Consider the following 4,736-nt stretch of genomic DNA (forward strand, 5'->3'; position numbering starts at 1 on the left):
GCGGTAGAAGCAGCTCGGTTGAGCTTGGCGGATCAGGCCCCCATCATTCATCGCACCATCGGTTCCGATCTGGCACCAGTGCCCACGATGGTGGCCCAGCTCCGCACCGCCGTCCGTGAAGCAATGAATGACCGGAAGGTGGTGGAGATCCCGCAATACCAGCCGATGACGCGCGCCGAAGCCGTCCTGCACCATGCGCAGCAGGTCAGGGCGGCCTGGGCCGCCTCGATTGCGCTGGAGTGCCTGATCTTCGCGATGCTGTGCGTGCTGGTGGTGCGTGCGCAGTTCGACCGGATGTACCCGCCGCAGGACGACCAGGGCACCCGGGTCGAGGTCACGACGCTTCGGCGTGCGGCCTGAACGGGGCCGGGTCCGCCGGGGCGGTGCCGAGTGCTGCCGCCAGATGCTCGGCGAGCAGCACGCCGGCCCGGGACAGGCCGGGCGAGCGGTGCAGGCGCAGCTCCGCGGCCGGCAGGGGCGGCAGGCCGTCGGCCAGGTCCAGGCGCCGGAGCCGGGCCGGGAAGGTGGTGGACTTCACCACGGTGACGGCCAAGCCCTCGGCGGCAATGGCGGCGACCGCCGCCAGGCTGTGGCTGACGAAGGCCAGCCGCCAGCGCCGTCCGGCCTGGTCGAGCGCGCGGATCGCCCACTGCCGGAACAGGCATCCGGTCGGGTAGAGCGCCAGCGGCAGCGGGTCCAGCCGGTGGCAGGCCTGGCCTAAGCCGGTCGCCCAGCAGGGCTGGTCCCTGCAAAGGAACTGGCCCTCGCCCGCCCCTTCCGGATGCAGGGCGACCACCAAGTCGAGATCCGCGCCCAGCCGCTCCGGCATGCTCCCGGTCAGTCCCGTCTCCATCGCCACCTGGACCTGCGGGTAGGAGCGGGTGAAGGCGGCGAGCAGGCCCGGCAGCACCTGACTGCCATAATCGTCCATCACGCCCAGCCGGACGATGCCGGCCAGGTCCGGGGCCTGGAGGCTGGCCAGCGCCTCGGCCTGGAGCGCCAGGATCCGTCGTGCATAGTCCAGCAGGTTTTCGCCGGCGGGGCTGAGCTCCACCTGGACGGTGCTGCGGTGGAACAGCGCCGTGCCCAGCCGCTCCTCCAGCCGGCGGATCTGCATGCTCACCGCGGACTGGGTACGGTGGAGCAGACGTGCCGCGCGGGTGAAGGACCGGAGGTCCGCCACCGCCACGAACGCCTTGAGCAGGTCGGGGTCGAGGTCAGGCATGCCCATCATTTTCCGTGATGATGCTTATCAAGCCAATGCCATTCCTTGATGGGTAGGATGAAGCTATTCCGCCGGCAAGCGACATGGCGGGAGCGGGACAGGCGATGGAATGGCTGGGCGTGCTCGCGGCTGTCCTTTCGAGCGGGCTCGGCGGCACGTCGGTGGGTGCGACCCGCTATCTGGCGGAAGCCCTCGATCCGCTGACCCTGGGCGCGCTGCGTTTCGGCATCGGTGCGCTGCTGATGCTGCCCTTGGCCCTGCGCGTGCCCGGCGGCCGGCCGCAGCCGGACGAGTGGCCGCGCCTGATCGGGCTGGGCCTCCTGTTCTTCGGCCTGTTCCCGATTCTGTTCAACGCCTCGCTGATCTTCACCACCGCGGCGCGCGGCGGCCTGGCCCTGTCGACCTTGCCGCTCCTGACGATGCTGGCCGCCGCCCTGCTGGGGGTGGAGCGCCTGACGCTCCGCAAGAGCCTGGGCGTGCTGGTCGCGATGGTCGGGGTCGCCGCGGCACTGCTGCTTTCCCTGGCCAACGCTCCCGAGGGTGCCTGGCGGGGCGACCTGCTGATGGTCGCGGCCGCCGGCTGCATGGCGCTCTACAATGTCTGGTCTAGGCGGCTGGTCCGCCGGTTGGGTGCCGTCCCGTTCGCCACGTTCGGCATGGTGGTGGGTGCCCTGTGCCTGGGTGCGGTCTCGGCGAGCATGGGCGGCCTGCCCAGCCTCGCCCGGCTCGAGACGGAGCAATGGGCGGCGGTGCTCTATCTGGGCGTGTTCGGCGGTGCGCTCACCTTCTGGCTGTGGGCGTTCGCCCTGCTCCGCACCACGCCCACCCGCGTCGCCATCTCGGTCACGGTCAACCCGGTGATGGCCGCCCTGGTCGGCGCCATGCTGCTGGGCGAACCGCTGCACTGGAGCCTGGTCATCGGCCTGGCCATGGTCGCCTTAGGCATCTGGCTGTCGGCCAGCAGCCCGGACGGCCGCCTGATCGGTACCATGCCTGCGGCCATGGGACGGCCACAGGGCTGAGCCGTGGGTCGGCGGCAAGGTGTCAGTGTCAGCGGGCGCCGGCGGGTTCACTGGCGGACGGATGCCCCACCGGGCATGCCTTAGACCAGCCCGTCGGCGCTGTTCCTGCGCTTGGCTCCCAAGCCTGCGGCCAAACCGGTCGGCGGCCGGCGGGCGGGCGGCCTGGTCGATCGGACCCGCGCGGCCACTCCCCTTTGGGCGGCTCCGGCGCCGGCACCTCGCCCGCACCAACCGCCGCCACGGCCTGCGCTCCAGTAGCCGAGCGGCTCGCACCTTCTACCAACTGACTTCCTCCGCCGCTCGTCATCACCTCCCCTCCGCCAGCCCCAGGTCAGCCGCGTCAGCCAGGCACAGGCGTAGAGGCATGCTTGTGGTTGGATAATGGATATTGTATACAATTCTGCAGCCACCATGCCGGACGGTCATGCCGAGCATTCATCGCACCGCCGCCAACCAGGTCGTCGCCGAGTTGCGCCGGCGGATCCTATCGGGCGAGCTGCCGGCGGGGGCGCATCTGCGCCAGGAGGCGGTGGCGGAGATGTTCGGGCTGAGCCGGATCCCCGTGCGCGAGGCGCTGCAGCGGCTGGATGCCGAGGGCTGGGTGCGCTTTGCGCCGCATCGGGGGGCGTTCGTGTCCGGGCTGTCGGCCGAAGAGGTGGCGGAGCTGTTCGAGCTGCGCCTGCTGCTGGAGCCGCATCTGCTCCGCCGCGCCGTGCCGCGCTTCCGGGCGGACGAGCTGGCCGGGCTGGAGCAGGCGGCGGCCGGCTTCGAGCAGGCGCTGCACAGCGGCGAGCGTGAGCGCTGGGGCGCGGCGAACCGCGCCTTTCACCGCCAACTCTATGCACCGGCCGGGCGGCCGCGCATCGCGGCATTGGCCCAGGGCTTCGACGAGCGCATGGAAGCCTATGTCGCGGCGCACCTGGGCCTGGAGGGGATCGCTCCGCGTGCGATCGCGGAGCACCGCCGCCTGGTGGATGCGGTGGCGGCCCGCGACGCCGGGCGTGCCACCGCCGTGCTGGTCGATCATCTGGAGCGGACCCGGGACGAGCTCACCGGCTGGATCGCCCGGCGGGAGAAGGCGGCATGAAGATCACCGGGATCCGCGTCTGGCGCATCGAACTGCCGCTGAAGGAGGGCAGCTATCGCTGGGCCGGCGGCAAGTCGGTGGATGTATTCGACAGCACGCTCATCGCACTCGACACCGATGCGGGTTTTACCGGCTGGGGCGAGGTCTGCCCGCTGGGGCCGGTCTATTTGCCGGCCTATGCCGCGGGCGTGCGCGGCGGCATTCGCGAGCTGGGGCCGCATGTGCTGGGGCTGGATCCTCGCGAGCACGGCCGGCTCTGGCAGGCCATGGATGGCCGGCTCAAGGGCCACCCCTTCGTCAAGTCCGGGCTGGACATGGCCGCCTGGGACCTGCTGGGCAAGGCGACCGGCCTGCCGGTGGCGACGCTGCTGGGCGGGATCATGCAGCCGGAGATCACCCTCTACCGGGCGGTCAGCCAGCTGCCGGCGGACGAGATGGCCGCCAATCTGCGCGTGCACCGGGAGAGCGGCTACCGCCGCTTCCAGCTCAAGGTGGGCGGCGAGCCGGACGAGGACATCGCCCGGATCCGGGCCTGCCACGCGGTGCTGGCGCCGGGCGACCTTCTGGTCGCCGACGCCAATACCGGCTGGCTGCCGGCGGATGCGCTGCGGGTGGTCAACGCCGTGCGCGATCTGGACGTCTTCATCGAGCAGCCCTGCCAGAGCTTCGAGGAATGCCGTGCCGTCCGCGAGCGGACCTGCCTGCCCTTCGTGCTGGACGAGAGCATCGACGGGCTGGAGCCGCTGCTGCACGCGGCCAATCTTCGAGCCATGGACATGGTCAATATCAAGCTCAGCAAGCTGGGCGGCCTGACCCAGGCACGCCTCCTGCGCGACCTGTGCGTGCGGCTGGGCCTGCTGATGATCATCGAGGACAGCTGGGGCGGCGACGTCGCCACCGCCGCCATCGCCCATGCGGCGGCGAGCACGCCTGAGCGCAACCTGTTCGCTGCCACCGACTTCAACGGCTACGTGACCCGCAGCTTCGCCGATGGCGCCCCGCGCCGCGAGGGCGGGTTCATGCGTCTGCCGGACGGGCCGGGCCTGGGCGTGACGCCACGCCTAGACGAGCTGGGCCAACCACTCTTCACCATCACCTGACCCGCCCCCTCACCCCCGGGAGAGCTTACATGGCGATCGACTGGCATGGCGTGTTTCCCGCCGTCACCACCCAGTTCAAGGACGACGACAGCATCGACTTCGCGGCCAATGCCCGCCATGTGGAGTGGCTGCTGGAGAGCGGCGTACGCGGGCTGATCATGCTCGGCACGGTCGGCGAGAACGGCTCGCTCAGTGCTGAAGAGAAGCGCGACGTGCTCAAGGCCACCCAGGAACTGGTGGCGGGCCGGGTGCCGGTGGTGGCCGGCGTGGCGGAGAACCTCACCAGGGAAGCCTGCCGCTAT

General features: G+C 70.8%; 6 protein-coding genes. 5 read left to right on the forward strand and 1 reads right to left on the reverse strand.

The window, feature by feature from the left end; translation table 11 throughout:
- The first annotated feature begins 24 nt into the window (after nucleotides 1-24).
- Nucleotides 25-360, forward strand: coding sequence for a hypothetical protein (locus EQG76_RS18660; RefSeq protein ID WP_159715881.1), 336 nt, complete (start codon nucleotides 25-27; stop codon nucleotides 358-360).
- Here EQG76_RS18660 and EQG76_RS18665 read toward each other — a convergent pair.
- Complete coding sequence (locus EQG76_RS18665) at nucleotides 335-1,231, reverse strand: LysR family transcriptional regulator (RefSeq protein ID WP_159715882.1); 897 nt, start codon at nucleotides 1,229-1,231, stop codon at nucleotides 335-337. The genes EQG76_RS18660 and EQG76_RS18665 overlap by 26 nt on opposite strands.
- Nucleotides 1,232-1,329: 98 nt before the next feature.
- Here EQG76_RS18665 and EQG76_RS18670 point away from each other — a divergent pair, with 98 nt between their 5' ends.
- The 4 genes from EQG76_RS18670 to EQG76_RS18685 all read left to right on the forward strand — a co-directional run.
- A complete protein-coding gene (locus tag EQG76_RS18670; protein WP_159715883.1) occupies nucleotides 1,330-2,247 on the forward strand; it encodes a DMT family transporter in 918 nt (305 codons plus the stop codon).
- Nucleotides 2,248-2,671: 424 nt separating this feature from the next.
- Nucleotides 2,672-3,334, forward strand: a complete 663-nt coding sequence (locus EQG76_RS18675; protein WP_159715884.1) for a GntR family transcriptional regulator — start codon at nucleotides 2,672-2,674, stop codon at nucleotides 3,332-3,334.
- Entirely contained in the window at nucleotides 3,331-4,434 is a 1,104-nt protein-coding gene (locus EQG76_RS18680) for a cis-3-hydroxy-L-proline dehydratase (protein WP_159715885.1), read from the forward strand. Before EQG76_RS18675 ends, EQG76_RS18680 begins: the two co-directional genes overlap by 4 nt.
- A 29-nt stretch (nucleotides 4,435-4,463) precedes the next feature.
- Nucleotides 4,464-4,736 (forward strand): dihydrodipicolinate synthase family protein (locus EQG76_RS18685; RefSeq protein ID WP_200840922.1); only part of this gene is annotated, 273 nt, incomplete at its 3' end.

It is taken from the genome of Geminicoccus flavidas, from assembly GCF_009806515.1.
In the GTDB taxonomy this organism is placed as follows: domain Bacteria; phylum Pseudomonadota; class Alphaproteobacteria; order Geminicoccales; family Geminicoccaceae; genus Geminicoccus; species Geminicoccus flavidus.